The organism is Fulvivirga sp. (assembly GCF_040220315.1).
Classification (GTDB): Bacteria; Bacteroidota; Bacteroidia; order Cytophagales; family Cyclobacteriaceae; genus Fulvivirga.
In genome coordinates, this window is sequence record NZ_JAVJUY010000281.1 from 1 (window position 1) to 2054 (window position 2054).

General features: G+C 36.5%; 2 protein-coding genes. Both read left to right on the forward strand.

All coding sequences use genetic code 11. The features are described 5' to 3' along the window. Nucleotides 1–1763, forward strand: a 1763-nt coding sequence (locus tag RLO81_RS14120; RefSeq protein ID WP_350112839.1) for a fibronectin type III domain-containing protein, incomplete at its 5' end; no start/stop codon positions are given. 10 nt (nucleotides 1764–1773) lie between these two features. Continuing rightward, nucleotides 1774–2054: hypothetical protein (locus RLO81_RS14125; protein WP_350112842.1), on the forward strand; the 281-nt coding region annotated here is incomplete at its 3' end.

Genomic DNA, 2054 nt, shown 5'->3' on the forward strand with positions numbered 1-2054 from the left:
CACTTATAGCCGCTCAGGCAATTTACGGTGATTCGTTCGAAGTCGACACGAATACTGGATCAAACATTACGTCCATCATTCAGAAAGCAAGGGAAATTGAACAGCGGTATTCTTTTGCTTTGTTTGCAGCAGATATTTCTCAAAACGCGGCCAATGCATCAGGGCTACTTTATCTGGATAATGATGTAAGTGAATCCGAACAATATGTCTATAAAATCTTCGCTAATATCCCAGAAAGTGCTCATTCTATGGATTCGGGCTTTGTATTTGTTGATCCAAAGATAAAAGTTGAATTACCGCAGATTAAAGAGTTAAAGGCAGGTTTCGCCAATCAAAGTGTTATTTTAAGTTGGAATAAATCCTTTTATGAAGATATCTATATAGGCTATTTCTTAGAAAAATCTGAAGATGGAGTGAATTTCAAAGCCGTTGATGAATTACCGATCATCAACACAGAATCTCCAACAGGTAAAGAAAGCCGATATTTCTTTAAAGCCGATTCGCTTCAAGAGAATTACAAAACCTACCATTATAGAATTAGAGGTATTGATGCTTTTGGTGAGAAGGGGCCAGTGTCAGAATCTATTTCAGGTCAAGGGTATGTTTCATTAGATAGAAGTGCTACAATAATCTCCGCTGATGTTATTAATAATACCCGCATCAATCTTCGGTGGGAATACCTGGGAGAGGCAGAAGTTGACTATTTTGAATTGGAAAGAGCCTCGAAAGCTTCCGGGCCTTTTACTACTATTAGAACCAATATTGGGAATGCGCAAAGAAGTATTACCGATTCCATACCGAATACAATTAATTACTATCGAATTAAAATTGTAGATCGACATGGGCAATTTAAATCTTCACAACCATACTTAGCCCAGTTAATTGACAGCCTTCCACCTACTAAACCAATGAATGTCTATGGTAAGGTAGACTCTGTTGGAAATGTTACACTAAGCTGGAAACAAAATACTGAAGATGATTTGCTTGGGTATCGGGTATTCAGTTCAAACTTTAAAAGTGATGAGTTTTCTGAAATAACGGTTGACCCACTACCCGATACCACCTTTAATGAAAAAATTAATATCAATACACTTACAGAGTCAATCTACTATCGAATTAAAGCTGTAGACCAACATTTTAATCCATCGGAGTATTCGGAAATCATTGAAATTAAAAGACCGGATATTTACCCTCCGGTTACACCCATATTTAAATCTGTAAAGTCTGATGAAGAAGGAATCCAATTAGGATGGATAAATAGCACAAGTGCAGATGTCACTAATCACTTACTCTACAGGAGAAAAGACACCGAGCCCAGCTGGAAATTAGTAGCAGTTTTTAACAATTCTCGGCCTGACACAACTTTTGTAGATTATGATGTGAGCTATGCAAACTATTATGAATATACGCTTATCGCTGTGGATGATGACGGGCTGGAATCTGATCCTGCAAAACCTGTGAAATCTAAGCGAATTGATAGAGGAGTGCGAAAAATAATTGAAGATGTATTTGTATCTGCTGACCGCAAAAACCAAAAAATTGTGTTGGCCTGGAATTATAATGAACCAGGTGTGGAGCGCTTCATCATTTATAGGGGTTTAGCTGATAATCCTGTAAGTATTTATAAGGCAGTAAGTGCTGACCAAAACCAATTTGAAGATTTATCTCTCACCGTGAATAGCGAGTACTCTTACCGAATTCAAGCTATCTATCAGGGCGGAGCAAAATCACCATTAAGTGAAACAATTAAAATTAAATATTAACTCAATTTAAATGAAATTAATAAGAATAATTACCCTGTTTGCTATACTCATATCGCTCAATGCGTGTGATGAGGAAGAAAAAATTTATCAAACAATTATTGTTGTCACCGATAATCAATTAAATGAGATCAGTGAAGGCACTGTAACAGTATATGGAGGGCGAGAGGATTTCTTTTTGAAAACAAATCCAATCTCTGAACATGATTTGAGCATTAGCAACCCAATAATTATTCCAGAGTCCAAGCATGAAAATACAAATTATTGGATTGATGCTGTTAGTGGTAATTTAAA